The sequence below is a fragment of the Pseudomonas sp. BTN1 genome (assembly GCF_001907715.1).
In the GTDB taxonomy this organism is placed as follows: domain Bacteria; phylum Pseudomonadota; class Gammaproteobacteria; order Pseudomonadales; family Pseudomonadaceae; genus Aquipseudomonas; species Aquipseudomonas paracarnis.
Window position 1 is genome coordinate 201,826 of sequence record NZ_MPBM01000009.1, and the last position, 26,345, is coordinate 228,170.

Annotated in this window: 23 protein-coding genes; 16 read left to right on the forward strand and 7 right to left on the reverse strand. The window is 61.6% G+C overall.

What is annotated here, in order from left to right:
• The 6 genes from cpdA (at position 1) to BMH52_RS04555 (ending at position 7,768) form a co-directional block, all read left to right on the forward strand.
• Positions 1-813 (forward strand): 3',5'-cyclic-AMP phosphodiesterase, encoded by an 813-nt coding sequence (gene cpdA, locus BMH52_RS04530; protein ID WP_073843017.1) that lies wholly within the window; start codon positions 1-3, stop codon positions 811-813.
• A gap of 178 nt (positions 814-991) precedes the next feature.
• Positions 992-1,600, forward strand: a complete 609-nt coding sequence (locus tag BMH52_RS04535) for a YqiA/YcfP family alpha/beta fold hydrolase (RefSeq protein ID WP_014716651.1) — start codon at positions 992-994, stop codon at positions 1,598-1,600.
• A gap of 46 nt (positions 1,601-1,646) precedes the next feature.
• Entirely contained in the window at positions 1,647-3,551 is a 1,905-nt protein-coding gene (gene parE / locus BMH52_RS04540; RefSeq protein WP_003188026.1) for a DNA topoisomerase IV subunit B, read from the forward strand.
• On the forward strand, positions 3,551-4,546 hold the full coding sequence (locus tag BMH52_RS04545; protein WP_034134749.1) for an esterase-like activity of phytase family protein: 996 nt from the start codon (positions 3,551-3,553) through the stop codon (positions 4,544-4,546). Before parE ends, BMH52_RS04545 begins: the two co-directional genes overlap by 1 nt.
• Positions 4,547-4,616: 70 nt before the next feature.
• Positions 4,617-6,881, forward strand: a complete 2,265-nt coding sequence (gene parC / locus BMH52_RS04550; protein WP_020301636.1) for a DNA topoisomerase IV subunit A — start codon at positions 4,617-4,619, stop codon at positions 6,879-6,881.
• Positions 6,882-7,054: 173 nt separating this feature from the next.
• On the forward strand, positions 7,055-7,768 hold the full coding sequence (locus tag BMH52_RS04555) for a membrane integrity-associated transporter subunit PqiC (protein ID WP_032873461.1): 714 nt from the start codon (positions 7,055-7,057) through the stop codon (positions 7,766-7,768).
• Positions 7,769-7,990: 222 nt separating this feature from the next.
• Here BMH52_RS04555 and BMH52_RS04560 read toward each other — a convergent pair whose 3' ends face one another.
• Positions 7,991-9,523, reverse strand: a complete 1,533-nt coding sequence (locus BMH52_RS04560; RefSeq protein WP_060767946.1) for a HAMP domain-containing protein — start codon at positions 9,521-9,523, stop codon at positions 7,991-7,993.
• Between the two features lie 133 nt (positions 9,524-9,656).
• Between BMH52_RS04560 and serB the strand changes: the two genes are divergently transcribed.
• Complete coding sequence (serB, locus tag BMH52_RS04565) at positions 9,657-10,871, forward strand: phosphoserine phosphatase SerB (protein WP_003188034.1); 1,215 nt, start codon at positions 9,657-9,659, stop codon at positions 10,869-10,871.
• Positions 10,872-11,011: 140 nt separating this feature from the next.
• Here serB and asd read toward each other — a convergent pair whose 3' ends face one another.
• The 3 genes from asd to BMH52_RS04580 are packed head-to-tail and all read right to left on the reverse strand — an operon-like array spanning position 11,012 to position 14,296.
• Entirely contained in the window at positions 11,012-11,872 is an 861-nt protein-coding gene (gene asd, locus BMH52_RS04570) for an archaetidylserine decarboxylase (RefSeq protein ID WP_020301635.1), read from the reverse strand.
• Between the two features lie 15 nt (positions 11,873-11,887).
• A complete protein-coding gene (locus BMH52_RS04575) occupies positions 11,888-12,703 on the reverse strand; it encodes a rhodanese-like domain-containing protein (protein WP_073843020.1) in 816 nt (271 codons plus the stop codon).
• Between the two features lie 57 nt (positions 12,704-12,760).
• The gene (locus BMH52_RS04580) at positions 12,761-14,296 is read right to left on the reverse strand and encodes an HDOD domain-containing protein (RefSeq protein ID WP_073843022.1); all 1,536 of its coding nucleotides are present in this window, start codon (positions 14,294-14,296) and stop codon (positions 12,761-12,763) included.
• Positions 14,297-14,462: 166 nt separating this feature from the next.
• Here BMH52_RS04580 and motA point away from each other — a divergent pair, with 166 nt between their 5' ends.
• Entirely contained in the window at positions 14,463-15,314 is an 852-nt protein-coding gene (gene motA, locus BMH52_RS04585) for a flagellar motor stator protein MotA (RefSeq protein ID WP_003188041.1), read from the forward strand.
• A 3-nt stretch (positions 15,315-15,317) separates the two neighbouring features.
• Positions 15,318-16,337 (forward strand): flagellar motor protein MotB, encoded by a 1,020-nt coding sequence (gene motB, locus BMH52_RS04590; RefSeq protein WP_014716660.1) that lies wholly within the window; start codon positions 15,318-15,320, stop codon positions 16,335-16,337.
• Between the two features lie 58 nt (positions 16,338-16,395).
• On the opposite strand, the gene BMH52_RS04595 is transcribed toward motB, so the two are convergent.
• Positions 16,396-16,791, reverse strand: coding sequence for a type II toxin-antitoxin system PemK/MazF family toxin (locus tag BMH52_RS04595; RefSeq protein ID WP_014716661.1), 396 nt, complete (start codon positions 16,789-16,791; stop codon positions 16,396-16,398).
• Between the two features lie 286 nt (positions 16,792-17,077).
• Complete coding sequence (rsgA, locus tag BMH52_RS04600; RefSeq protein WP_072434863.1) at positions 17,078-18,109, reverse strand: small ribosomal subunit biogenesis GTPase RsgA; 1,032 nt, start codon at positions 18,107-18,109, stop codon at positions 17,078-17,080.
• A 108-nt stretch (positions 18,110-18,217) separates the two neighbouring features.
• On the opposite strand from rsgA, the gene orn reads away from it, so the two are divergent.
• Positions 18,218-18,760 (forward strand): oligoribonuclease, encoded by a 543-nt coding sequence (gene orn, locus BMH52_RS04605; protein WP_003171343.1) that lies wholly within the window; start codon positions 18,218-18,220, stop codon positions 18,758-18,760.
• A 191-nt stretch (positions 18,761-18,951) separates the two neighbouring features.
• Positions 18,952-19,569, forward strand: a complete 618-nt coding sequence (locus tag BMH52_RS04610; RefSeq protein WP_169913170.1) for a trimeric intracellular cation channel family protein — start codon at positions 18,952-18,954, stop codon at positions 19,567-19,569.
• On the opposite strand, the gene queG is transcribed toward BMH52_RS04610, so the two are convergent.
• The gene (gene queG / locus BMH52_RS04615; protein ID WP_073843027.1) at positions 19,566-20,630 is read right to left on the reverse strand and encodes a tRNA epoxyqueuosine(34) reductase QueG; all 1,065 of its coding nucleotides are present in this window, start codon (positions 20,628-20,630) and stop codon (positions 19,566-19,568) included. The genes BMH52_RS04610 and queG overlap by 4 nt on opposite strands.
• Before the next feature lie 63 nt (positions 20,631-20,693).
• On the opposite strand from queG, the gene BMH52_RS04620 reads away from it, so the two are divergent.
• The 5 genes from BMH52_RS04620 to miaA are packed head-to-tail and all read left to right on the forward strand — an operon-like array spanning position 20,694 to position 26,336.
• Positions 20,694-21,554: an NAD(P)H-hydrate dehydratase gene (locus tag BMH52_RS04620; protein WP_073843031.1), complete on the forward strand. Its 861-nt coding sequence runs from the start codon at positions 20,694-20,696 to the stop codon at positions 21,552-21,554.
• Positions 21,542-22,012 (forward strand): tRNA (adenosine(37)-N6)-threonylcarbamoyltransferase complex ATPase subunit type 1 TsaE, encoded by a 471-nt coding sequence (gene tsaE / locus BMH52_RS04625; protein ID WP_014716665.1) that lies wholly within the window; start codon positions 21,542-21,544, stop codon positions 22,010-22,012. Before BMH52_RS04620 ends, tsaE begins: the two co-directional genes overlap by 13 nt.
• 15 nt (positions 22,013-22,027) lie before the next feature.
• Complete coding sequence (locus BMH52_RS04630; RefSeq protein WP_003188054.1) at positions 22,028-23,449, forward strand: N-acetylmuramoyl-L-alanine amidase; 1,422 nt, start codon at positions 22,028-22,030, stop codon at positions 23,447-23,449.
• Positions 23,449-25,365 carry a DNA mismatch repair endonuclease MutL gene (mutL, locus tag BMH52_RS04635; protein ID WP_069868915.1) on the forward strand — a complete coding sequence of 639 codons (1,917 nt, stop codon included), beginning with the start codon at positions 23,449-23,451 and terminating at the stop codon, positions 25,363-25,365. The genes BMH52_RS04630 and mutL overlap by 1 nt, the downstream gene beginning before the upstream one ends.
• Positions 25,365-26,336 (forward strand): tRNA (adenosine(37)-N6)-dimethylallyltransferase MiaA, encoded by a 972-nt coding sequence (miaA, locus tag BMH52_RS04640; RefSeq protein ID WP_014716667.1) that lies wholly within the window; start codon positions 25,365-25,367, stop codon positions 26,334-26,336. Before mutL ends, miaA begins: the two co-directional genes overlap by 1 nt.
• The last annotated feature ends 9 nt before the right edge of the window (positions 26,337-26,345 follow it).

Consider the following 26,345-nt stretch of genomic DNA (forward strand, 5'->3'; position numbering starts at 1 on the left):
TTGCCGAGCGTATCCGCCGTGAATCCTGATGCCGTGTTGCTGGTGCAGTTGTCCGACAGCCATCTGTTTGCCGACGCTGACGCCACGCTGCTGGGCATGAACACCCGTGAAAGCCTGCAGCGGGTGGTCGAGCTGGTGCGTGCGCAACAGCCGGCCATCGACCTGATACTGGCGACCGGCGACTTGTCCCAGGACGGCACGCTGGCGTCCTATCAACAGTTTCGCGATTTGACCGCTCCCCTTGACGCCCCGGCGCGCTGGATTCCCGGCAACCACGACGAACCGCAGGTCATGGCCCAGGCTGCCATGCACAGTGATTTGCTCGAACCGGTGGTGGATATCGGCAACTGGCGTATCACCCTGCTGGATTCGGCGGTACCCGGGTCGGTGCCGGGTTACTTGCAAGACGAGCAACTGCAACGGCTGGCGCAGGCCTTGAGCGAAGCACCGGATCGCCATCACCTGGTGTGTTTCCACCATCATCCGGTGCCCATCGGCTGTGCATGGATGGAGCCGATTGGCCTGCGCAACCCCGAGGCTCTGTTTGCCGTGCTTGAGCGCTTCCCGCAGACCAAGGCATTGCTTTGGGGCCATGTGCATCAGGAAATCGACGGCGAGCGCAACGGTGTGCGACTGCTGGCTTCGCCGTCCACCTGTATCCAGTTTGCGCCGGGAAGTGAGGATTTCCAGGTCAGCGAGCAAGCGCCGGGGTATCGATGGTTGCGCTTGCATGGCGACGGACGGTTGGAAACGGGGGTGGAGCGGGTCAAAGGCTTCGCTTTTACGGTCGATTACGGCAGCAACGGCTATTAAGGCCTGCAAACACTGATCAAAAGGTGGGAGCTGGCTTGCCTGCGATGACGGTGTACCTGGCGCTGACTCGTTGACTCAATCGCCGCCATCGCAGGCAAGCCAGCTCCCACATTGGGTCCGCTTATGCCTGCATTCCCTGTAAACTGCGCCTCTTTGGCCCCAGCACGGAGAGCCCGGCATGTCCGCTTCGATCCTGTATATCCACGGCTTCAACAGTGCGCCGGCTTCCAACAAGGCCAGCCAGTTGACCACCGTGATGGGCACCCTCGGCCTGTCCGACCAGTTACGCGTACCGGCGCTGCATCACCACCCTCGTCAGGCAATTCTTCAATTGGAGCAAGCGATTGCGCAACTGGGCCGGCCACTGCTGGTCGGCAGCTCACTCGGCGGCTACTATGCAACCCATCTTGCCGAACGCCATGGTCTCAAGGCGTTGCTGGTCAACCCGGCGGTCAGTCCCCATCGGATGTTCGACGGTTACCTGGGCACCCAGAAGAACCTCTACACCGATGAGACCTGGGAGTTGACACAGGACCACGTCACGGCCTTGGCCGAGCTGGAAGTACCGGCGCCCCAGGATGCCGCGCGTTATCAGGTGTGGTTGCAGACCGGGGACGAAACCCTGGATTATCGCCTGGCCCAACAGTATTACCGGGCCTGCGCCTTGCGCATCCAGGCCGGTGGCGACCATGGTTACCAGGGGTTCGCCCAGCAATTGCCGGCACTGTTGTGCTTTGCCGGCATTGGCGCAGATCAGTTTCAATCCTTCGATTTTTCGTCACTGTAGAAAATCGCAGGTCACTTTTTAATCGAACGACTCACGACGAGACCCCATGGCCACTCCCAGCGCTAGCTCTTATAACGCCGACGCCATCGAAGTCCTCTCGGGCCTCGACCCGGTGCGCAAACGCCCCGGCATGTACACCGACACCAGTCGGCCGAACCACCTTGCCCAGGAAGTCATCGACAACAGCGTCGACGAAGCCTTGGCCGGGCACGCCAAGTCGGTGCAAGTCATCCTTCACGCCGACCATTCCCTGGAAGTGTCCGACGACGGTCGTGGCATGCCGGTGGACATTCACCCCGAAGAGGGTGTGCCGGGCGTCGAGCTGATCCTTACCAAGCTGCATGCCGGCGGCAAGTTCTCCAACAAGAACTACCAGTTCTCCGGCGGTTTGCACGGCGTGGGTATTTCCGTGGTCAACGCGCTGTCGACCCTGGTGCGGGTCAAGGTCAAGCGCGATGGCAACGAGTACCAGATGACTTTCGCCGATGGCTACAAAGCCACCGACCTGGAAGTGATCGGCACCGTGGGCAAGCGCAACACCGGCACCAGCGTGTACTTTGCGCCGGACCCCAAGTATTTCGATTCGCCCAAATTCTCCATCAGCCGCCTCAAGCACGTGCTCAAGGCCAAGGCTGTGTTGTGCCCGGGGCTGCTGGTCAGCTTTGAAGACAAAGGTACCGGCGAGAAGGTCGAGTGGCACTACGAAGACGGCCTGCGCTCTTACCTGGAAGACTCGGTCAGCGACTTCGAACGCCTGCCCAACGAGCCGTTCTGCGGCAGCCTGTCGGGTAATAAAGAAGCGGTGGACTGGGCGCTGCTGTGGTTGCCCGAAGGTGGCGACAGCGTGCAGGAAAGCTACGTCAACCTGATCCCCACGGCCCAGGGCGGCACCCACGTCAACGGTTTGCGCCAAGGCTTGCTGGATGCCATGCGTGAGTTCTGCGAATACCGCAGCCTGTTGCCGCGCGGCGTCAAACTGGCGCCGGAAGACGTGTGGGAGCGCATCGCGTTCGTGCTGTCGATGAAGATGCAGGAACCGCAATTCTCCGGGCAGACCAAGGAGCGCCTGTCGTCCCGCGAGGCAGCGGCGTTTGTCTCTGGCGTGGTCAAGGACGCCTTCAGCCTGTGGCTCAACGAGCATCCGGAACTGGGCCTGGCCCTGGCGGAGCTGGCGATCAACAACGCCGGCCGGCGCTTGAAGGCGAGCAAAAAGGTCGAGCGCAAGCGCATCACCCAGGGCCCGGCACTGCCGGGCAAACTGGCCGATTGCGCCGGGCAAGACCCGATGCGTTCCGAGCTGTTCCTGGTGGAAGGTGACTCCGCCGGCGGTTCCGCCAAGCAAGCGCGGGACAAGGAGTTCCAGGCGATCCTGCCGTTGCGCGGCAAGATCCTCAACACCTGGGAAGTCGATGGCAGCGAAGTGCTGGCCAGCCAGGAAGTGCATAACATCGCGGTCGCCATCGGCGTCGATCCGGGCGCGGCAGACATGAGCCAGTTGCGCTACGGCAAGATCTGTATCCTCGCCGACGCCGACTCTGACGGCCTGCACATTGCTACCTTGCTGTGCGCGTTGTTCGTGCAGCATTTCCGCCCGTTGGTGGATGCCGGTCACGTCTACGTCGCCATGCCGCCGCTGTACCGCATCGACCTGGGCAAGGAAATTTTCTACGCCCTGGACGAAGCCGAGCGCGATGGCATCCTTGACCGCCTGGTGGCCGAGAAGAAACGCGGCAAGCCACAGGTCACGCGATTCAAGGGCCTGGGTGAAATGAACCCGCCGCAACTGCGCGAAACCACCATGGACCCGAACACCCGGCGCCTGGTGCAGTTGACCCTGGAAGACTTCGCCGCCACCTCGGAAATGATGGACATGCTGCTGGCGAAGAAACGCGCCGGCGACCGCAAGACCTGGCTTGAATCCAAAGGCAACCTGGCTGAGGTACTGGGCTGATGCGCACAGGCGTCGCCCTGGCGATCCTGATGTTGAGCGGGCTGGCGGTCACCCAGGTGGCCGCAGCCAGCGTGGCAGAGCTCAAACTGGTCTCGGAACACCCGGTTGACGGCATGCGCGGTGGGAACCTGTCGGGCCTGGCGTTGTGTGGCAACGAGCTGTGGACGGTTTCGGACCGCGATGACGACCAGATCTACCGCCTGGATACCCGTGCGCCGACCTGGAGCGCGCAAGCGCTGACGATCGACGTGCCGCCCGTGCCCGAGTCCGGCCTGCCTTGGGGCTTGCGTTCGCGCACCAAGGCCGCTTCGTTCATACGTGGTGGTGACCTGGACTTTGAAGGCATCAGTTGTGATGCCGCAGGCAACCGCTACATTGTCAGCGAAGCCCATGCCGCGGTGTTGCAGGTACCCGCAACGGGCGCACCCGAGTGGTTGAAAATCGCGCCGGGCATGGTGCGTGAAGCCAGGGCCAGTGGCATGTTGCTGCACTTTAATGCCTTGTTCGAAGGCCTGGCGGTAAACCCTGAAGGCAATCAGATCTGGCTGGCTGCCGAGCGCGAACGCCGTGGCCTGGTCTCGATCAAGCGTGGGCAGAGCGTATGGGATTGCGATGGCCGTTGTGTATTGTTGAGCGAGGCCGGCCAGGAAGTGCAACCGGCGCAGTTCCCCAACGCCAAGGCCGTGTCCAAGGACTTTGCCGACTTGTCGCTGTTCAACGGCAAGCTGTTTACCCTGGAGCGCAATGCGTTCCAGATCTGCCGGCGCGACCCGCTCACGGCCAAGGTTGAGCAGTGCTGGTCGTTTGCCGACGAAGCCCTGACGCCGCAGCGACGTTACCCCCAGTCGTATGGCCTGGCTGAAGCCCTGTTGGTGGATGCCGACGGTGCCTGGGTCGGGATCGACAACAATTTCGGCCCGCGTGCCGATGGTGAAAAACGTCCGATGGTCTATCGTTTCGCCGCCCCGGACGGCGGCTGGAGTGCCCAGCCATGAATCGAGATTTTTTTGAATTGAATCAGCGCAGCGGCAGTTCCGCTGCGCCTTACCCCATGATGAGGCCCGCATGAGTGACATCCTCGCAGACAGTTTAGATGGCGTAGAACGCCGGTCGCTGGCTGAATTCACCGAAAATGCCTACCTCAACTACTCCATGTACGTGATCATGGACCGTGCCTTGCCGCATATCGGCGACGGCCTGAAGCCCGTGCAACGGCGCATCATCTACGCCATGAGTGAGTTGGGCCTGGACGCCGATTCCAAGCACAAGAAATCGGCGCGTACCGTCGGTGACGTGCTGGGTAAATTCCACCCCCACGGTGATTCGGCGTGCTATGAAGCCATGGTGCTGATGGCCCAGCCGTTCAGCTACCGCTATACCCTGGTGGACGGGCAGGGTAACTGGGGTGCACCGGATGACCCCAAATCCTTCGCCGCCATGCGTTACACCGAGGCGCGGCTGTCGCGTTATTCCGAAGTGCTGCTCAGCGAGCTGGGCCAGGGCACTGCCGACTGGGGGCCGAACTTTGACGGCACCCTCGACGAACCCCTGGTGTTGCCGGCGCGTTTGCCGAATATCCTGCTCAACGGCACCACCGGTATTGCGGTCGGCATGGCCACCGACGTGCCGCCGCACAACCTGCGCGAAGTCGCCACTGCCTGCGTGCGCTTGCTGGATGAGCCCAAAGCTACGGTCGAGCAGCTCTGCGAGCATATCCAGGGCCCGGATTACCCGACCGAAGCAGAAATCATCACGCCGCGCGCGGACCTGCTGAAGATGTACGAAACGGGCAAGGGCTCGGTGCGTATGCGCGCGGTGTACCACATCGAGGACGGCGACATTATTGTGACCGCGCTGCCGCACCAGGTATCGGGTGCCAAGGTGCTGGAGCAGATCGCCGCGTTGATGCAGGCCAAGCCGTCGAAATTGCCACAAGTGGCCGACCTGCGTGACGAGTCCGACCATGAGAACCCATGCCGCATCGTGATCATCCCGACCAACAGCCGGGTGGATCATGAAGTGCTGATGCAGCACTTGTTTGCCAGCACCGACCTGGAGTCCAGCTACCGGGTCAACGTCAATATCATCGGCCTGGACGGCAAGCCCCAGTTGAAGAACCTGCGCAATCTGCTGGTGGAATGGCTGGAATTCCGCGTGCAGACCGTGCGTCGCCGCCTGCAATTTCGCCTCGACAAGGTCGAGCGCCGCTTGCACCTGCTGGACGGCTTGCTGATCGCCTACCTCAACCTGGATGAAGTGATCCATATCATCCGTACCGCCGAGCATCCGAAGGCCGAGCTGATCGCGCGTTTCGAGCTGAGCGAAATCCAGGCGGACTACATTCTTGACACCCGCTTGCGCCAGTTGGCACGCCTGGAAGAAATGAAGCTGCGCGACGAGCAGGATGCACTGCTCAAGGAACAAGCCAAGCTGCAAGCCCTGCTGGGCAGCGAAGCCAAGCTCAAGAAGCTGGTGCGCAGCGAACTGATCAAAGACGCCGAAACCTATGGCGATGACCGTCGCTCGCCTATCGTCGAGCGCGCTGAAGCCAAGGCGCTGACCGAAACCGAGCTGTTGCCCAACGAGAAAATTACCGTCGTTCTGTCGGAAAAGGGTTGGGTTCGCTCCGCCAAAGGGCATGATATTGACGCCACCGGCCTTTCGTACAAAGCCGGTGATGGCTTCAAGACCGCTGCCGCCGGGCGTTCCAATCAATTCGCGGTGTTTATCGACTCGACCGGGCGCAGTTATTCGGTGCCGGCCCACACCCTGCCGTCTGCACGGGGGCAGGGCGAGCCGTTGACCGGGCGCCTCACGCCGCCACCGGGGGCGAATTTCGAGTGCGTGCTGTTGCCGGACGATGATTCGCTGTATGTCATCGCCTCCGACGCCGGTTACGGTTTCGTGGTCAAGGGTGAAGACCTGCAGGCCAAGAACAAGGCGGGCAAGGCGCTGTTGAGCCTGCCGAACAATGCCAAGGTGATCCTGCCAAGGCCGGTGGAGGATCGGGAGAGTAACTGGCTGGCGTCGGTGACCACCGAAGGGCGCTTGCTGGTGTTCAAGATCAGCGACTTGCCGCAGCTGGGCAAGGGTAAAGGCAACAAGATCATCGGGATTCCCGGTGACCGGGTGGCCAGTCGCGAGGAGTATGTGACTGACATCGCCGTGGTCCCGGAAGGTTCTACCCTGGTGCTCCAGGCCGGCAAGCGCACGTTGTCATTGCGCCCTGACGACCTTGAACACTACAAGGGTGAGCGTGGCCGGCGAGGTAACAAACTGCCACGAGGCTTCCAGCGAGTGGATGCCTTGCTGGTCGAAACGCCGGTTTAAGCGGTACTAGAGGCCTCGATCTACGATTTAACGCGTAGATCGATGCTTTCGCGCTGGAGTCATGGCGCATATTCACGGATGATATGGCCTTTCCAGCGCCGGCGTGGCCGAGCGTGTTCAGGTTATTTTTAGTATTACATTGTGGTTCGCCTTGTGGCAGCCACTTGGATGGGATGATGACTGCTCCACGCCTTCCTCTATTTTTGATGCTCGCTGGCCTTTTGGGGTTGGCGGGTTGCAGCACACATCAACCGGTATCGCTGTACCAGCTGGACAGCGGAAGTCCGGCTCAGCCAGCCCAAACCGCTGGCATGGCCGTATTGCTGGGGCCGGTAGTGGTTGCCGATTACCTGCAACGCGAAACCCTGCTTCAACGTCAGAACGACGGCAGCCTGCAAGGTTCCACAGATGGTCGTTGGGCCGGTAGCCTGTCGTCGGATATCAACCAGTTGATGTTGCGTCAGGTCGCCGGCCAGCTGGACAGCCAGCGTGTGGTCCTGGCACCGGGACCCTCCGGGTTCACCCCGGATGTACAGGTGTTGCTGACCATTACGCGGCTGGATTCCGGCAAGTCGCAACCGGCGATCCTGGATGCACAGTGGCGCCTGATCGACCGTCGCGGGCAGGTGCGGGACAACCGCATTGTGCATCTGCAGGAAGAGCACGCCGGCACCACTGCGTCCCAGGTCCAGGCCCAGGGTGTGCTGTTGCAGCACTTGGCACAGCAGTTGTCGGTGGCGCTCAAACCATTGGCCAACCAGCCGCCGATTGCCGAAGCGCAACCGCGTAAGCAGGCCCCCGCCCAGGCCAAGCCTGCGGCCCCGGAAAAACCGAAGATGCCGATGGCCACGCCGATTCGTACGGACTTGGAAGTGTTCAGATTCTGATCTGAATGGCGCACAAACAAAAGGCCCGCTGAATAAGCGGGCCTTTTTGTTGGGCTGCGATTTAAGCTGCACCACAACCCAAATGGGGGGTGGGCTTGTGTGTGAGCGGGCTTGCTCGCGAATCAGGTGTGTCAGGGGCGCATCAGCTGACTGACACGCCGCCTTCGCGAGCAAGCCCGCTCCCACATAAGCCCAGCTCCACAGTAGGTATAACGCTATGCCTCAGGGCTTACGGGTCTCATGCATCCGCGCCAACTGCCGTTCCAACATCGACGGATACGGCTCCATCAACCGCTCCACACAACTGGCCCCTTCAGGGCTGGCAATCGGGCGGATACGTGCGCGTTGGCGGATCAGCGTGTCTTCGCTGATCTTGCGCTCCACGAGCAGGAGGTTACGGCTGTGCTGGGACAAGGCCAGGGCATCCTGGGCGATTTCGGTCAGCAGCAGGTCGATCTGGCTGATGCCAAACAGGTCGTCACCCACAGTTAGACCCAGCTGCAGTTGCAGGGTAATGCCGCTGTCGGCTACTTCGATCTGCAGGGCATGGCCCAGGGCGCGCAACAGCTCGCCGCAGCAGATGGCATTGGTCAGGTAGTCCTCGCCGCTGTCTTCGCTGTGGAACAGCATCAGCGTGCTGCCATCGTTCAGGGTGTGCAGTTCGCTCTGGTAGAGCGAAGCGGCCTGGTCGAGGCAGTCACGGTAGCGTTCGAGCAGTTCGGTCAGGCGGGCGCGGGGCAGGCGGCGCAGTTGCTCCTGGGCACCCAGTTGCACGGCGAGTACAGCACTGTGCTGTGGCTCGGCGTTCTTGACCGCAACCGGTTTGGGCGCAGCGACTGGGGCGGCTGCCGAGGTGTCGCGCAGGTCGGCGAACGGGTCTTCGTCGTCCAGCTCGTCTTCCTCGGCCTTGATCACATGGCGCGGCGCAGGCTTGAGGCCGGCCACCGGGGCGCTTTCGTCGAAGCCTGGGTCGCGCAGGTCGCGCACTTCAAACTCAGGCTCGTCGTTGTAGTCCTCGGTGTCGTCGTACTCAGGCTCGGGCTCGGCTTCAGGCGCTTTCGGCTCCGGGGCAAAGCTGGTGTGGAGCTGGCGCGCGAGGTCGCCGATTTCGTCCTGGCGATCGGTGGCCGGGGTGTGTTCGTCGATATCCCGCAGCCAGATGCGCAGTTGCATCAACGGCGTGGAGATATGCCGACCAAGGCGCAGGCTCAAGGCCAGGGCCAAGGCCAGCAGGATCGCGCTCAGGATGCCCATGCTTTGCAGGCTGATGGTCATCGGCTGCTGGAACTGTTGCATATCAAGGCTGATACGCAGTTGGCCGGCCTTCACGTCCTGGAACGTGATATTGCTCTGATACAGGCCTTCGGCCTCACCGAGCAGGCCGTTTTTCGGGCGCTGCCCGGCCTCGGCCATGATCCGGTTGTCCACGCTATAGATGGCGGCGTGGGCCACCAGCGGGTTCTTGGTCAGGTTGTTGAGCAATACGTTGAGGCTGAGGATGTCGTTGGACACCAGCAACTCAGTCGCCGAAGTGGCAGTCTGGGTTGTCAGGCTCGCGCCCAGGGCGTCAGCTTGCTCGTGCATGGCCTGCTTGAACTGCAAACCCATCACGCAGGCGTAGATCACCAGGGCCAGAGCGACCAGGATCACGTTATGGCTGGCGATGCGCAATGCAATCGGTACACGGCGATGGCGCAGTGCCCGGAAGATCAGCAGGAAGAAGTTATCGGTTTTTACTGGCGTGGGCCGGTTCACTTGCGCTCGGCTCTTGGTCCGTGAAGTTGACGCGCAGTATAGCGACAGGCCCCTGGCCGGCAAAGCGCTGCCTGTGCCCGATGGTCACTGAAAGTGGGTAGAATGCGGTTTTTTTCCAGCCTGGGGGTGCGCTTTGCGCGAAATTGTCCTGATCAACATCACGGGTGAAGACCGACCGGGTCTCACCGCAGCCATTACCGGCGTCCTGGCCCAGGGTGGTGTGAACATTCTCGACATCGGCCAGGCAGTGATCCACGACACCTTGTCGTTCGGCATCCTGGTGGAGATCCCCAGTACCGAACAGGCCTCCTCGGTACTCAAGGACATCCTGTTTACGGCGTATAAGCTCGATCAACAGGTACGTTTCACCCCGGTGTCCGAAGCTGACTACCAGCACTGGGTCGAAGGCCAGGGTAAAAAGCGCCATATCGTCACCCTGTTGACCCGCAAGGTAACGGCTGAGCAGCTGCAGCGCGTCAGTTCGATCACCGCGCAATACGGATTGAATATCGACCATATTGACCGTCTGTCGGGTCGCATGCCATTGGACACCCCGGCTGACAAAGGCAAGGGCTGCATCGAGTTCTCCGTGCGCGGTGAACCGGCTGACGCGCAAGCGCTGCGCGCCGACTTCCTGAGCGTGGCCCAGGAACTGAATGTCGATATCGCCTTCCAGGAAGACTCCCTGTTCCGTCGCAACCGCCGCTTGGCGGTGTTCGACATGGACTCCACCTTGATCGAAGCCGAAGTCATCGACGAGCTGGCCAAGGCGGCCGGTGTGGGCGAGCAAGTTTCTGAGATTACTGAGCGCGCGATGGCCGGCGAGCTGGATTTTCGTGCCAGCTTCAAGGAGCGTCTGGCGCTGCTCAAGGGCCTGGATGTGGGTGTGCTGGATTCGATCGGCGCGTCGCTGCGCCTGACTGAAGGCGCCGAAACCCTGTTCGCCGAACTCAAGCGACTGGGCTACAAGACCGCCATCCTGTCCGGCGGCTTCACGTACTTCGCCAAGCAGTTGCAGGCCAAGCTGGGCATTGACTATGTATTCGCCAACGAGCTGGAAGTGGTGGATGGCAAAGTGACTGGCGTCGCGGTGGAGCCGATTGTCGACGCCCAGCGCAAGGCCGACCTGCTCAAGGAATTGGCCCATAAGGAAGGCTTGCGCCTGGAGCAGACCATTGCGGTCGGCGACGGCGCCAATGACTTGCCGATGCTGGCGATTGCCGGGTTGGGCGTAGCGTTCCGTGCCAAACCGTTGGTCAAGCAATCGGCCAAGCAGGCGATTTCGACACTGGGGCTGGATGGCGTGCTGTATCTGCTGGGCTTGCGTGACCGCGACGGTCAGCTATAAGCCGATCTCACTGTCACTGATCGTTCCCACGCTCCGCGTGGGAACGCCTCCAGTGACGCTCTGCGTCACGCTTTGGGCGCAGAGCGCCTCGGGCTGCATTCCCACGCGGAGCGTGGGAACGATCAATCTCACCAGCAATATCAGGCTTTAGCGGCGGCGATACCCTGGCCCATCTGCACCGGCGTACCCGCTGCCAGTTCTTCAGCCCACTTCACCTGGTCCGGCCCGAACAGCACGATGGCAGTGGAGCCCAGTTTGAAACGACCCAGTTCCGCACCCTTCTCCAGGTGAATCGGCGCGCGGGCCGCTTCGTCGTAGCGGAAGGTTTTCAGCTCGCGTTTCGGCGGCGTTACCAAACCGGCCCACACGGTTTCAATCGACGCAACGATCATCGCACCTACCAACACCACGGCCATCGGGCCGCGTTCGGTGTCGAACAAGCAGACAACGCGCTCGTTACGGGCGAACAGTTCCGGCACGTTTTCGGCGGTGGTCTGGTTGACCGAGAAAATCCGCCCTGGCACATACACCATCTCGCGCAGGGTACCGGCCAGTGGCATGTGCACCCGGTGGTAGTCCTTGGGCGACAGGTAAATTGTCGCGAACTCGCCGCCCATGAACGGCGCAGCCATTGCCGCATCGCCACCGAGCAGTTCCAGCACGCTGAAGCTGTGGCCCTTGGCCTGGAAGATACGGCCATGTTCGATCGGGCCTAGCTGGCTGACCGCGCCATCGGCAGGGCTCAGCACTGCGCCTGGGGTTGGATCCAACGGACGGGCGCCGTCTTTCAGCGCGCGGGTGAAGAAGGCGTTGAAGTGCTCGTAGGCGGTCAGGTCTTCCACCAGGGCCTGGGACATGTCCACCTGGTAGCGCTTGGCGAACCAGGCAGTGAAGGCGTTCTTGAACCAGCGCACGCGGCACTCGGCGATGCAACCAGCCAGGCGCGACAGCAAGTGGTGCGGCAGCAAGTACTGGCTGAGGATAAACAACTGCTTTTTCATAACTGTCCTTAAACCTTAAATCTCAACGGGGGTGTCGGGGTGGTTGCCCCATTCGCCCCAGGAACCGGCATAACCTTTGACTCGCGGATAACCGAGCGCCTTGGCCACCAGGTAGGTGAAGCCAGAGCGGTGGTGAGTCTGGCAGTGGGTGATGATTTCTTTGTCTTTGGTCAGCCCGAGGTCTTCGAGGATTTGCGGCATGTCACGGCGGATACGCAGGTTGCGCGTCTTGTCCATGCCGGCAGTCCATTCGAAGTTCACCGCGCCGGGAATGTGGCCGCCCTTGGCTGCGAGCACTTTCTCGCCGGAATACTCCAGCGGGCCACGAGCGTCCCAGATCCCCAGGTCGGCCGCGCCGAGGCGGCTTTGCAGGTATTCGCGGGTGGCTGTGGGGCCGTCGTGCAGCGTAAGGCTGACCGGGCCGCCGGCTGCTGGGGGCACATCGGTGGAAAGCGGGTGCCCTTCCTCCAGCCAAGCCAGCAGGCCGCCGTCGAGGTAGTGATATTTCTGGTGGCCGATCACGTCGAGTATCCAGATAAAACGCCCGGCCCAACCGCCGCCTTCGTCGTCGTAGACCACATAGGTGGCGTCCGGGGTGTGGCCCAGTTCGCCGAACAGTTTTTCCAGGTCGGCCTTGCTTGGTAGCAGGCCGGGTGCCGGTGGCTGTCCCAGTTGGGTGCGCTTGGGGTCAACGAAATGCGCGCCGGGGATATGCCCTTCGGCGTAGCGGGCGACACTGGTGAGGTCTACCAGTATCAAGTGCTTGGAATCGAGGCGACCCAACAGGTCGGCGGATTCGATCACCAGCGGCAAGCCAGAGAAGTCAGGCATGTGAGGTCTCCTGGGCACAAATGTTGGCGATAAAGGCCGGTGATTGTAGCGCAAGCATCAGGCGCTGCGGTTGGTAAAGCTGTGCAGGGCTTTCTCGATGCATTGGGCGGTTTTGCCGAACGCTTGCACGGTGGTTTCCGAGAACGGCCCGCCGCCCTGGTCCGCCACGATCAGCATGACCACACGGCCGTTGCAGCTCAGTGAGCGCAGTAGCAGATGCTCGCCAATAAACAGACGACGCAGGATCGGTGGCAGCAATGCGGAAAACTGCGCATGGTTGTCGGGGTTCAGGCGTACCTGGGCGGACTTTTCCAGCAGGCGTTGCAGCAGTGTGCTGTTCACCACATCCAGGCTCAGGTGAGCCGCGTCCTTGGGCAGGCCGTCGGCCTGGTGTACACGCAAGGTGCTCAAGGCGCGATCTGCCATGAATATCAGTACCCGCTGCATGCCACTGGCGACCAGGGCTTCCTTGGCGCAAGTGGTCAGGTGCATGGCGTTGGCAAAGCGGCTCGGCTCCACCAGCAACTCGGTGCAGCGCGTGCGCCACACGGCCAAGGCTTCGGCCGTGGGCGGTGGTGCAGGCAGCAAGCCGCGATGGACTTTCTGCACATGCCACGGCCAGATCAGCGATAGCGCCGGGTGCCAGAGATCGGGCATCAAGGTGGTGCGAGCGCTGGTCACCGCTTGCTGGTGGGCTTGCTGTTGCACATCGCTCAATGGCGTTTGCAGGTACAGCGCCGTCAGGTATTGCCAGCGCTCTGTGTGCGGGCAGGTCCAGGATTCCTGGGCCGACATCGCCAAGCCATTGGCCAGCAACACGGTATTGGCCGGCTGGTTCAGCCAGCGTCGCAGGTTGGGCTCGGCATCGAGCAATTGCTGGTGACGCAGGGCATCGTCTTGACGGGCAATGTGCAGCGCCTTGACCAGCAGGCGTTGCTCGGCCAACAGCAACTTGTAGCCCTGTGAAACCCAGATCGGCAGGTGCCAGGCTTCGGTCAGGCCCAGGCACAGGTCGAGCAAGCGCACGCCGAATAGCTGTTGCTCGACCTGGCGTGCCGATTGGCCTTTATGGATCACCCGCAACTCCCACTCTTCCAAAAGCTTGGGGTAGGCGACGGCCATCGGCCACAGTGGCGACAAAAACAGCAGGCTGCCCCAGTGGATGTCCTGCCACAACCGCGCCAGGCGACTGCCGAACAAACCGTTAGCTTGCTGGGATGCGTGCTGGCTGATTAGCAACAGTTGACGCAAGGCCACGGGGATTTCCTGGGCGGGTACCGAAGGCAGGCGCGCCAACAGCTCTTCGGCACGTTTGAGGCCAAGACGGTTAAGTGCGACTTCAAGGTTTTCCGCAGGTTCGGCCAGGCTGCCGTGGGCTTGGCTGTTGGCTTCGCGCATCACACTCAGCACCAGGGCCGGACTGTTTTGCATCAACTCAGCAATATCTCGCAATGAACTGCGGCTATCGCGAATAGCTTTGCACACGCGTTCGTGGCTGGCCTGGGGCACGGGCAGCAGCACGTCGTCCAGGCACTTGATCCAAGCGGCGAGGGTATTGGGGCGGTTTGTTGGGGTTGTCGTTTCAATTGCCATGATTGGGGCGCGATCATCACTTGCGTTCAACACGCCCGGAACGGGCCGAATTGGCTTTTCGCCTTAACGGGCTATAGTCTGGCGCAGTTTTGCCGATAAGTAGAACAAGAGTTTTCTGCTGCACCCAATATGTCCATGAACCCGACGGCGCAAGTACCCCTCTCCTATGGCTAAAATTATCGGCATCATTGTCGTCATCGCAAGTGTGCTCGGAGGGTACGTCCTCTCCCACGGTAAAATCGCCGCACTGATCCAGCCTTTCGAAGTGCTGATTATCGGCGGTGCCGCGTTCGGCGCATTTTTGCAGGCCAACCCAGGCTATATGACCATGCACGTGGTCAAGAAGTCCCTGGGCATGTTCAGCTCGCGCTTCTCCCACACGTTTTATCTGGAAGTGCTGGGGCTGATCTACGAGATCCTCAACAAAAGCCGCCGCGAAGGCATGATGGCGATCGAAGGCGATATCGAAGACGCCGCGGCCAGCCCGATTTTTGCCAAGTACCCGGCCGTGCTCAAAGACGAGCGCATGACCGCGTATATCTGTGATTACCTGCGCATCATGTCCTCCGGCAACATGGCGCCCCACGAGCTGGAAGGCCTGTTCGACATGGAGTTGTTCAGCCTCAAGGAAGAGCTGGAGCATCCTTCCCACGCCGTGACCGGCATCGCCGACGGCATGCCCGGTTTCGGTATTGTCGCGGCGGTACTGGGTATCGTGGTGACCATGGCGTCCCTGGGCGAAGGCGATCAGGCGGCCATCGGCATGCACGTAGGTGCGGCGCTGGTGGGGACCTTCTTCGGTATTCTCGCCGCCTATGGTTTCTTCGGCCCGCTCGCCACCTCCCTGGCCCACGATGCCAAGGAAGAAATCAACCTCTACGAAGCGATCAAGGCGTGCCTGGTGGCATCGGCCTCGGGCATGCCGCCGTCGCTGGCTGTGGAGTTCGGGCGCAAGGTGCTGTACCCGAAACATCGCCCAAGCTTCTCCGAGCTGGAACAAGCGGTTCGCGGTCGCTAAGCCATGGAAAACAACCAGCCGATCATCATCAAGCGCGTCAAGCGCTTCGCTGCGGGGCACCATGGCGGCGCCTGGAAAATCGCCTTCGCCGACTTTGCCACGGCGATGATGGCGTTCTTCCTGGTGTTGTGGCTGATGTCCACCGCTACGCCAGAACAGAAAATCGCCATCGCCGGCTACTTCAAAGACCCGATTGGCTTTTCGGAAAGCGGTACGCCGTTTGTCATTGACCTGGGCGGCTCGCCGGAACTGGCGCCCGAGCGCACCATCAACCCGGAAGTGCAAACTGAATCGCCTCAGGAAAAAATCCCGATCGAGCGCGACACTGTCGAATCCATGGCCGAGCAGGTCGAACAGGAGCGACTGGAACTGTTGCTGCAGGAATTGCAGAACAAGGTTGAAGAAAACCCACAGTTGCTGAAGTTCAAGGACCAGATTTCCTTCGAGATCACCCCCGAGGGGCTGCGCATCCAGATTACCGATGCCGCCAACCGGCCGATGTTCGACTCGGGCAGTGCGCGCTTGAAGCCGTACTTTGAAGACATCCTGCTGGCCATGGCTGACACCATCAAGGCGGTGCCCAACAAGATCAGCATCAGCGGGCACACCGACGCCAAGCCCTACGCGGGCCAGGGTGATTTCGGCAACTGGGAACTCTCGGCCAACCGCGCCAATGCTGCCCGACGTGCGCTGGTGGCCGGCAGCTACCCGGACCCGCAAGTGGCGCGGGTGGTGGGCTTTGCCTCCTCGCAGCTGTTTGATCCCAAAGACCCGTACAACCCGGTCAACCGCCGTATCGACATCGTGGTGCTGACCAAAAAAGCCCAGCGTGCGATTGAGGGTGATCAACCACCGCTACCGGCACCGACCCAGGGCGACGGTGCGCCAGGCGAAGTGCCGGCCGACCCGAACGCGCTGCCTCCGGAGCAGGAACCGCTGCCAGCCCATGAGCTGCGCCAGAAGCTGAACCTGTTTGATGACGGGGGCGTCAAGGATCCTACGGCGCCTGCACCGGGGTCATAGTTGATCTAAGCGCTGGAAACGTAAACGCCCCGATCATTCGGGGCGTTTTCATGTGTGTTCAAAGTGGGAGGTACGCTTTGACACCACTGACTACGCCTCGCATGTCGTCGGCGCACAGGCGTGGGACGAAGTACTCTCGACCTTTGGAGCGAGTCTTTCTATGCAACTTGTCGAGGCGCTCAAAGCTGACGGTATAAATCATGTCGCACTTCACCCATAGCTCTTTATAGCCATCGGACTGAAGTGGATTGGTGCGTAGCAAATGGTGCCAGTCGTATTGGGTCGCTGGTGCAGTAGAGGAGATTGGCACCACGGTGCAGAGCTTGCGACTGTGAGTCGCGGTAGGAGATATCACTACGACTTTGCGGATCTTCAGCATTTCCGGGGCGACAAAGCCTCGGGTGAAGTCACACAGCAAAACGTCGCCTTGTTTGGGGTGATAGTAGAGAGCCAAATGTTAATTCCCCACAAAAAGCAAAGCCGCCCGAAGGCGGCTTCATTCGACACGCAGTGGAGCTTGCTTCGCCCCTTCTGCGCCGCTGGATCAACTCCGAAAAGGATCCAGACTCCTGCCAGCTTTCGCTGGTGACGGAGCAATTATGAGCATCAGGAAATCCGAATACAAGCTGGCTTGTGCGTATCAGCCACCCAGTTGACTCGAATTCTTGATGCCTGCTCCTGTTAAATCAATGGGCTAGGGCTTTCAGCCCGCTGGTTTATGTGTATCAAGAAATTGACCGTCAATAATTGCTCTCAGGCAAGCTCGCAATAATCGACCGATAGCTGTTCATCCGCTGCTGCTGCACGCGCCCATCTTCCAGTGCCTTGAGCAATGCACAGCCCGGTTCGCGGTCGTGTTTGCAGTCGCGGAAGCGGCAGGTGCCGATCAGGTCGTTGAACTCGATGAAGCCCGCTTCCACATCGCTGCGGCTGACGTGGCCCAAGCCGAATTCACGGATACCCGGTGAGTCGATCAACTCGCCGCCGCCCGGGAAGTGGAACAACCGCGCGGTGGTGGTGGTGTGGGTGCCCTGGCCGGACAGTTCCGACAGCGGGCCCACGCGGGTTTCGACTTCAGGCAACAGGCTGTTGACCAGCGACGACTTGCCCACGCCTGACTGGCCGACGAACACGCTGATCCGCCCGTCCAACTGCTGTTGCAGTTGTTCCATGCCGTTGCCGTGGTGAGCCGACACTTCCAGCACCGGGTAGCCCAGGGTGCGATAGACCGCCAGCAGCGCATTGAGCGCCGGGGCGTTCTGCTCGTCGATCAGGTCGAATTTGTTCAGCAGCAGCAACGGGCGGATGCCAGCATGCTCGGCCGCGACCAAGTAGCGGTCGATCAGGTTGGCATGGGGTTCGGGCAGTGGCGCGAACACGATCACGATCATGTCAACGTTGGCCGCCACCGGCTTGAGCTGCCCACGGCTGTCGGGGCGGCGCAGCTCGGTACTGCGCGGCAACTGGGCGACGATGACGCCGATGCCCTGGTTGCCGGCACGCCACACCACCTTGTCGCCGGTGACCAGCGCGGGCAGGTTGGCGCGCAAGTGGCAACGGAACACCTGGCCCGCGAGTTCGCCTTCGAGCGCCTCGACTTCGACCTGCACACCAAAGTGCGCGATCACCAAGCCGGTTTGTTCGGGCCCCAGGTCGCCGCCCTCGAGCGCTTCCACGGCGGAGGATTCACGTTTGGCGGCGCGGGCGGCGCGTTCACCTTGAATCTTTTCGATGCGCCAGTTTTGGCGACGGTTGAGCTGGCGTTTGGCCATTGGTGTTCCGTGTCGATAATGCAAAAGTTGGGTAAAACGGTCGCGAGTCTAGCACGCCCCCGCCTGCTAAACTGCCCGGCTACGCCAAGGTGCCAAGAGAATCAAGCCATGCAAAACCCACAGAACCTGATTTGGATCGATCTGGAAATGACCGGTCTGAACCCCGACACCGACGTCATCATCGAGATGGCGACCATTGTCACCGACAGCAACCTCAACACCTTGGCCGAAGGCCCGGTGATCGCCATCCACCACAGCGACGCCGTACTCGCCACCATGGACGAGTGGAACACCCGCACCCACGGTAACTCCGGGCTGACCCAGCGCGTGCGCGACAGCCGCATCAGCATGGCCGAAGCCGAGGCCGAAACCATCGCCTTCCTGGAAAAATGGGTGCCCAAGGGCAAATCGCCGATCTGCGGCAACAGCATCTGCCAGGACCGTCGCTTCCTTTATACGCACATGAAGGGGCTGGAAAGTTACTTCCATTACCGCAACCTGGACGTGTCGACCTTGAAGGAACTGGCTGCGCGTTGGGCCCCGGAAGTCAAAGACAGCTTCCATAAAGGCAGCACGCACCTGGCGTTGGATGATATTCGCGAGTCGATTGCCGAGTTGCAGCATTACCGCAAGCATTTCATCAAGGCTTGAAAGTGTAGCGCCAGGCCTGGCGTCTTCGCGAGCAAGCCCGCTCCCACATTTGACCGAGTTCTCATGACGAACGCGGAACACATGTGGGAGCGGGCTTGCTCGCGAAGGGCGCGACGCGGTCTTTCGCCAAACGCCCCCTTTTGGTGCCATCAGCAAATGATTAGACTGCCGGCCTCTCTGTCAGGATCGCCATCATGTTGCTGATGCTCTACCTCGTCGCCATCACCGCCGAAGCCATGACTGGCGCCCTGTCCGCGGGGCGGCGTGGCATGGACTGGTTTGGCGTGGTGCTGATCGCTTGCGTGACAGCCCTGGGCGGCGGTTCGGTGCGCGATGTGTTGCTCGGCCACTACCCGCTGACCTGGGTCAAACACCCGGAGTACCTGGTGTTGACCTCCGTTGCGGCATTGGTGACGATCTTTATCGCGCCCTTGATGCGCCACCTGCGCTCGCTGTTCCTGGCGCTGGATGCGGTGGGGTTGGTGGCCTTCACCCTGATCGGCTGCATGACCGCCCTGGAAATGGGCCACGGTATGTTGGTGGCGTCGGTCAGCGGGGTCATCACCGGGGTATTCGGCGGCATCCTGCGGGATATCTTCTGTAACGACATCCCGCTGATCTTCCGCCGCGAGCTGTATGCCAGCGTGTCGTTCCTGGCTGCCTGGTTCTACTTGCTGTGCCTGTACCTGGAGCTGCCCAGCGAGCAAGCGATTCTGCTGACGCTGTTCAGTGGCTTCCTGTTACGCCTGCTGGCGATCCGGTTTCACTGGGAAATGCCCAAGTTCGTCTACAACGACGATGTGCACTAGCGGGCCGCGTGTTGCTCCAGCGCCCATTCCACGTGTTCGCGTACCAACTCCGACGGGTAGTCCCGCCGCGCCTTGAGTGCTTCCAATACCGGAATGCTGGAGGGCGCATTGCCCAGGCCCACCGCCAGATTGCGTAACCAGCGCTCATAACCGGCACGGCGCAGGGGTGAGCCCTCGGTGCTGCTGAGGAATTTATCCTCGTCCCACATAAACAATTCGGCCAGTTCAGCGTTATCCAGATTGTGCCGTGGCTTGAAATCGCTTTCGGCGGTGGGTCGGGCGAAACGATTCCACGGGCAAACGATCTGACAGTCATCGCAGCCAAATACCCGGTTGCCGATCAGTGGGCGCAGGTCTTCGGGGATGGCGCTCTTGAGTTCGATGGTCAGGTAGGAAATGCAGCGCCGGGCGTCCAGTACATAGGGGCCGACGAAGGCGTTAGTGGGGCAGATGTCCAGGCAGGCGGTGCAGCGGCCACAGTGTTCGGTGGTGTGGGGTGGGTCTACCGGCAAGGGCAAATCGACAAACAGCTCGCTCAGGAAGAAATAACTGCCGGCCTTGCGGTTGAGCACAAGGGTGTTTTTACCGATCCAGCCCAGGCCCGCTTGCTCGGCAATGGCTTTTTCCAGGACGGGCGCGCTGTCGACAAAGGCGCGAAAGCCGAACGGCCCGATCTGCGCCTGGATGCGGTCGGCCAGTTGCTGCACGCGCTTGCGGATCAGCTTGTGGTAGTCGCGGCCCAGGGCGTAGCGCGATATATAGGCTTTTTCTGGTTGGGCCAGCAATTGCGCCATCTGGGTGTCGCCGGGCAGGTAGTCCATGCGCAGTGACACCACGCGCAAGGTGCCGGGCACCAGCTCGTCCGGGTGGGAGCGTTTGCTGCCGTGGGCGCCCATGTACTCCATCTCGCCGTGGTAACCCGCGTCGAGCCAGCGTTGCAGGTGCTGTTCATGCTCAGCCAGGTCGAGGCCGCTGATGCCCACTTGTTGAAAGCCCAGCTCGCGACCCCAGTCTTTGATCGATTGGGCGAGGGCGGGCAGATCGGAGGTAATAGCAGACATGAGACAGGGGAAACCACAGGTTAGATGCGTATAATTCTGCCAGACATCGGAGCTTGAAGACGCATGCCTCAGACAAAACACCCAATTACCGACGTTCAGCTGTTGTTGCCCGGCCATTTGCCGCAACTGGCTGCGCGTTCCCCGGACGCCCATAAGGGCCAGTTCGGCCACCTGCTGGTCATCGGTGGTGACCGTGGCGTTGGCGGCGCGGCGTTGCTGAGCAGCGAAAGCGCCTTGCGCAGCGGCGCCGGCATGGTCTCGCTGGCGACGCGGCCGGAACACGTGCCGGCCGCTCTGGCTCGGCTGCCGGAGGTCATGGCCGTCGGCGTGAGCTCGGCCAACCAGTTGATGGGCCTGCTGGAAAAAATCTCGGTGATCGTCATTGGCCCAGGCCTCGGCGATGCCGCCTGGGGCAAGAGCTTGTTGTCGGTCGCGGCCAATGCCAGCCTGCCGCAGGTGTGGGATGCCGATGCGCTCAATCAACTGGCCACTGGCAGCGTCGAGCTGCCGGCCAACTGTGTAATTACCCCTCATCCGGGCGAAGCTGCGCGTTTGTTGGGGCTCTCGACAGCCGAGGTTCAGGCTGATCGCCTTAAGGTGACGCGCGCGTTGAGCCAAAGATTCAATGCCGTGACTATCCTCAAGGGTGCAGGCAGTTTGATTGCCAGCCCGGATGGGCGTGTGTCGCGGTGTGATCAAGGCCACCCGGCGATGGCAACAGCTGGGCTCGGTGATGTTTTGGCCGGTCTGGTCGGGGCGCTATTGGCTCAGGGTATGCCCGCGTACGAAGCGAGCTGCCTGGCCGTGTGGTTGCACGCGACCGCCGGAGACCGCCAGGGCAGTTTTGGTCGCGGCTTGGCCGCCAGCGACCTGATCCCCGCCATTCGTCAATTGCTGGAGGAGCAGTCGCCGTGCCTGAAGTAATTCTTTTCCTGGCAGATGAAGAGGCCATGGTCGCGTTGGGTCAGCGTATTTCGCAGGTCACGCAAGGGGCCGGGTTGATCTTTCTCGAGGGCGATCTGGGCGCAGGCAAAACCACATTGTCCCGGGGGATTATTCGCGGCCTTGGCCATACCGGCGCGGTAAAAAGCCCGACCTTCACGTTGGTCGAGCCTTACGAGATCGGCGACGTGCGTGCTTTCCACTTCGACCTCTATCGCCTGGTCGATCCGGAAGAGTTGGAGTTCATGGGCATCCGTGATTACTTCGACGATGATGCGCTGTGCCTGATCGAGTGGCCAAATAAAGGCACAGGCTTTTTGCCAAAGCCGGACCTGACCATTACCATTACGCCGCATGAGCACGGACGTCAGCTGAAGTTGTTGCCCCAGAGCCCACGCGCTGAGTCGTGGTGTGCTGCTCTGGCATTGGAATTCAAATAATTGGTGGGGTTAGGTATGCGCTTTCGCGCGTTGGTTGCTGTCGTGGGGGTGTTGCTTGCGGCAATGACTGTCAATGCTCTGGCTGCTTCACAGGTGAAAAGTGTTCGCCTGTGGCGAGCGCCGGATAACACGCGACTGGTGTTCGACCTGTCTGGCCCGGTCCAGCACAGCGTCTTTACCTTGACGGCGCCTGATCGCCTGGTGATCGATATCAACGGTGCCAGCCTGGCCGCGCCGCTGAAAGTCTCCACCGCCAACACGCCCATTACCGCCATGCGCTCGGCCCAGCGTACGCCGACCGACCTGCGTGTGGTCATCGACCTGAAAAAGGCCGTGACCCCCAAAAGCTTCTCCCTGGCCCCCAACGCCCAGTACGGCAACCGCCTGGTGGTCGACCTGTTCGACAACCCCGCCGACGCCGCACCGCCGCCTGCGCCAACGCCGAGCGTGGCGACGGTGCCTGCGGTGCCGGTCAACCCTTCGCAACCCCAGGTCAAGCTGCCACCACCGCCGCCTGCCCCTGCAGGCAAGCGCGACATTATCGTGGTGATCGACGCCGGCCATGGTGGCGAAGACCCTGGGGCTTCCGGCTCCCGCGGCCAGCATGAGAAAGACGTGGTGCTCGCCATCGCCCGTGAACTGCAGCGCCAGGTCAATGGCATGAAAGGCTACCGCGCCGAGCTTACCCGTACCGGTGACTACTTCATTCCGTTGCGTGGCCGTACCGAAATTGCCCGTAAGAAGGGCGCTGACCTGTTCGTGTCCATTCACGCCGACGCCGCGCCTTCAACCGCTGCCTTTGGCGCCTCGGTATTTGCCCTGTCGGATCGCGGCGCTACCTCCGAGACTGCGCGCTGGCTGGCCGACAGTGAAAACCGTTCCGACTTGATCGGCGGGGCCGGCAACGTCTCCCTTGATGACAAGGACAAGATGCTCGCAGGCGTACTGCTCGACCTGTCGATGACCGCCTCGCTGACCTCCAGCCTCAACGTGGGCCAGAAAGTCCTGAGCAATATCGGTCGCGTGACCTCGCTGCACAAGCAGCGCGTAGAACAAGCCGGGTTCATGGTGTTGAAATCGCCGGATATCCCGTCGATCCTGGTGGAAACCGGGTTTATCTCCAACGCCAACGAAGCGTCGAAACTGGCCAGCGCCAGCCACCAGCAAGCGCTGGCGCGCTCCATCAGCGCCGGTGTGCGCCAGTTCTTCCAGCAGAACCCGCCGCCGGGCACCTATATCGCCTGGCTGCGCGACTCCGGCAAAATCGCCCAGGGCCCGCGTGACCATCGTGTGCAACCCGGTGATACCGTTGCCATGCTGGCGGTCCGTTTCCAGGTCACGCCTGCAGCCTTGCGCAGCGCCAATAACCTGAAAACCGATGAGTTGAAGATCGGCCAGGTGTTGACCATCCCCGGTACTTCATTGGCGGCGCAGTGATGAGCGAATCCACCTTGAACAGCGGCTCACGCATTGAATTGCTCAGCCCGCGCCTTGCCAACCAGATCGCCGCGGGTGAGGTGGTTGAGCGCCCGGCGTCGGTGATCAAGGAGTTGCTGGAAAACAGCATCGACTCGGGTGCCAAACGCATTGATGTCGATGTGGAGCAGGGCGGCGTCAAGCTGCTGCGGGTACGTGACGATGGCAGCGGCATCTCTTCGGATGACCTGCCCCTGGCCCTGGCCCGCCACGCCACCAGCAAGATCCGCGACTTGGAGGACCTGGAGCGGGTCATGAGCCTGGGCTTTCGTGGTGAGGCCCTCGCCTCCATCAGCTCCGTGGCCCGCCTGACCCTGACCTCCCGCACCCGCAGCGCCGAGCAAGCCTGGCAGGTGGAAACCGAAGGCCGCGACATGGCGCCTCGGGTCCAGCCGGCGGCGCACCCGGTGGGTACCTCAGTGGAAGTGCGCGACCTGTTTTTCAATACCCCGGCGCGGCGCAAATTCCTCAAAGCCGAGAAAACCGAATTCGATCACCTGCAAGAAGTCATCAAGCGCCTGGCCCTGGCCCGTTTCGACGTGGCCTTTCACCTGCGCCACAATGGCAAGACCATCCTCAGCCTGCACGAAGCCAACGACGACGCCGCCCGTGCTCGGCGGGTGGCGGCGGTGTGTGGCAGCGGGTTCCTGGAGCAGGCGCTGCCGATTGAGATCGAGCGCAATGGCTTGAGGTTGTGGGGCTGGGTCGGGTTGCCGACGTTCTCCCGCAGCCAGGCCGATTTGCAGTATTTCTTTGTGAACGGCCGGGCGGTCCGCGACAAACTGGTGGCCCATGCGGTGCGCCAGGCTTATCGCGATGTGCTGTTCAACGGGCGACACCCGACTTTTGTGCTGTTCTTTGAGGTTGACCCTTCGGTGGTCGACGTCAACGTGCACCCGACCAAACACGAGGTGCGCTTCCGTGACGGGCGCATGGTGCATGACTTCCTCTACGGCACGCTGCACCGCGCCTTGGGTGACGTGCGCCCGGATGATCAGTTGTCGGCGCCGATTGTCACGGCCGTGGTACGCCCGAGCGGTCCGGAAGCCGGCGAGTTCGGCCCCCAGGGTGAGATGAGCCTGGCGGCCAACCTGCTGCAATCGCCGCAGGCGCAGCCAGCCTACACGGCGCCGAATTCGGGTGCCGGTGCGGGTTATCAGTACCAATACACACCGCGCCCGCAATCGACGGCGCCGGTGGCCGAAGCCCAGGCGGCGTACCGTGAGTTTTTCGCGCCGTTGCCGGGTGCCGAGCCGGGTGCTGCTGTGGCGTTGCCCGAAGGCGGCGGTGATATTCCGCCGCTGGGCTATGCCCTGGCGCAGCTCAAAGGCATTTATATCCTCGCCGAAAACGCCCATGGCCTGGTGCTGGTGGACATGCACGCTGCCCATGAACGGATCATGTACGAGCGCCTGAAGATCGCCATGGCCAGCGAAGGCCTCAGCGGCCAGCCGCTGCTGGTGCCCGAATCCCTGGCGGTGAGCCAGCGTGAAGCCGACTGCGCAGAAGAACATCACAGTGTGTTCCAGAAGCTGGGCTTCGAACTGCAACGCCTGGGCCCGGAAACCCTGGCGATCCGCCAGATTCCCGCGCTGCTCAAGCAGGCCGAGGCCAACCGCCTGGTGGCCGACGTACTGGCAGACCTGATGGAGTACGGCACCAGTGACCGTATCCAGGCGCATATCAACGAATTGCTCGGCACCATGGCCTGCCACGGCGCCATCCGCGCCAACCGCCGCCTGGCCCTGCCGGAAATGAACGGCCTGCTGCGCGACATGGAAAACACCGAGCGCAGCGGCCAATGCAACCATGGCCGACCGACCTGGACCCAGATGGGCCTGGATGATCTGGACAAACTATTTTTGCGCGGCCGCTGATGAGTGCCTTGCCTCCCGCCATTTTCCTGATGGGCCCCACGGCCGCCGGCAAGACCGACCTGGCCATCGAGCTGACCAAGGTGCTGCCCTGCGAATTGATCAGCGTCGACTCTGCCCTGGTTTACCGGGACATGGATATCGGTACGGCCAAGCCGTCGAAGGCGCTGTTGGCCCAGTATCCGCACAAGTTGATCGACATCATCGATCCGGCGCAGAGCTATTCGGCGGCGGATTTTCGCACCGACGCCCTGGCGGCCATGGCCGAGATCACCGCGCGCGGCAATATCCCGCTGCTGGTGGGCGGCACCATGCTCTACTACAAGGCGTTGCAGGAAGGCCTGGCCGATATGCCGCCTGCCGATGCCCAGGTGCGCGCCGAACTTGAAGAAGAGGCTGCGCGCCTTGGCTGGCAGGCCCTTCATGATCAGTTGGCGGCGGTAGATCCGGTGTCTGCGGCACGTATTCACCCCAATGACCCCCAGCGGCTCACACGCGCCCTGGAAGTCTGGCGCGTCAGTGGCCAGACCATGACTGAACATCGGCTGAAACAAAGTGCGCAAAGTACTGATGCAGGCGCATCTGGACAGTCACAATTGCCCTATACTGTGGCGAATCTGGCCATCGCTCCGGCAGATCGCCAGGTGCTGCATGAACGAATTGCACAAAGATTCACAATTATGTTGGAACAGGGGTTTGTGGACGAGGTCGTAGCACTGCGTTCAAGAGGTGACCTGCATGCAGGGCTGCCTTCGATACGTGCTGTAGGCTACCGCCAAGTCTGGGATCATCTGGATGGCAAGCTGACGTCAGCCGAAATGCAGGAGCGCGGCATCATCGCCACGCGCCAGTTGGCGAAGCGCCAGTTCACCTGGCTGCGCAGCTGGAGCGATTTGCACTGGTTGGACAGCCTGGACAGCGACAATCTGTCACGCGCCTTGAAATACTTGGGAACGGTCTCCATATTGAGCTGAGTCCTTGCA

Excerpts from the sequence above, each read along its gene's own strand:
- miaA (WP_014716667.1), top strand. The coding sequence starts at position 25,365 with ATGAGTGCCTTGCCTCCCGCCATTTTCCTGATGGGCCCCACGGCCGCC.
- motA (WP_003188041.1), top strand. The coding sequence starts at position 14,463 with ATGGCTAAAATTATCGGCATCATTGTCGTCATCGCAAGTGTGCTCGGA.
- BMH52_RS04580 (WP_073843022.1), bottom strand. The coding sequence starts at position 14,296 with ATGGCAATTGAAACGACAACCCCAACAAACCGCCCCAATACCCTCGCC.
- parE (WP_003188026.1), top strand. The coding sequence starts at position 1,647 with ATGGCCACTCCCAGCGCTAGCTCTTATAACGCCGACGCCATCGAAGTC.
- BMH52_RS04545 (WP_034134749.1), top strand. The coding sequence starts at position 3,551 with ATGCGCACAGGCGTCGCCCTGGCGATCCTGATGTTGAGCGGGCTGGCG.
- asd (WP_020301635.1), bottom strand. The coding sequence starts at position 11,872 with ATGAAAAAGCAGTTGTTTATCCTCAGCCAGTACTTGCTGCCGCACCAC.
- BMH52_RS04620 (WP_073843031.1), top strand. The coding sequence starts at position 20,694 with ATGCCTCAGACAAAACACCCAATTACCGACGTTCAGCTGTTGTTGCCC.
- motB (WP_014716660.1), top strand. The coding sequence starts at position 15,318 with ATGGAAAACAACCAGCCGATCATCATCAAGCGCGTCAAGCGCTTCGCT.
- queG (WP_073843027.1), bottom strand. The coding sequence starts at position 20,630 with ATGTCTGCTATTACCTCCGATCTGCCCGCCCTCGCCCAATCGATCAAA.
- rsgA (WP_072434863.1), bottom strand. The coding sequence starts at position 18,109 with ATGGCCAAACGCCAGCTCAACCGTCGCCAAAACTGGCGCATCGAAAAG.
- orn (WP_003171343.1), top strand. The coding sequence starts at position 18,218 with ATGCAAAACCCACAGAACCTGATTTGGATCGATCTGGAAATGACCGGT.
- parC (WP_020301636.1), top strand. The coding sequence starts at position 4,617 with ATGAGTGACATCCTCGCAGACAGTTTAGATGGCGTAGAACGCCGGTCG.
- BMH52_RS04555 (WP_032873461.1), top strand. The coding sequence starts at position 7,055 with ATGATGACTGCTCCACGCCTTCCTCTATTTTTGATGCTCGCTGGCCTT.
- BMH52_RS04535 (WP_014716651.1), top strand. The coding sequence starts at position 992 with ATGTCCGCTTCGATCCTGTATATCCACGGCTTCAACAGTGCGCCGGCT.
- mutL (WP_069868915.1), top strand. The coding sequence starts at position 23,449 with ATGAGCGAATCCACCTTGAACAGCGGCTCACGCATTGAATTGCTCAGC.
- BMH52_RS04630 (WP_003188054.1), top strand. The coding sequence starts at position 22,028 with ATGCGCTTTCGCGCGTTGGTTGCTGTCGTGGGGGTGTTGCTTGCGGCA.
- BMH52_RS04575 (WP_073843020.1), bottom strand. The coding sequence starts at position 12,703 with ATGCCTGACTTCTCTGGCTTGCCGCTGGTGATCGAATCCGCCGACCTG.